The sequence below is a fragment of the Granulosicoccus sp. 3-233 genome, from assembly GCF_052681095.1.
Genome location: NZ_JBQYLE010000004.1, coordinates 348,489 through 348,899, shown reverse-complemented (window position 1 = coordinate 348,899; position 411 = coordinate 348,489).

Genomic DNA, 411 nt, shown 5'->3' with positions numbered 1-411 from the left:
GAGGGAGCCAGGGAGCCAGGGAGCTGTGTATTTCAGTGATCGTGGCCGGCTGTTTTGGTCATCGTGACCGCTTTGCAGCTGCCCTCGATACTGGAGGTGTGGTTCGACTTCGATCGGTCACCATCAGTTGAAATTGTCGGTCACGATCAGCCGAAACAGGCGGTCGCGATGAATCGAAATGACCGGTCACGGTACGCTGAATTACACAGTAGTCACAGTAGTCACAGTAGTCACAGTAGTCACAGTAGTCACAGTAGTCACAGTAGTCACAGTAGTCACAGAGTCACAGAGTCACAGAGTCACAGAGTCACAGAGTCACAGAGTCACAGAGCCACAGAGCCACAGAGCCACAGAGCCACAGAGCCACAGAGCCACAGAGCCACAGAGCCACAGAGCCACAGAGCCACAGAG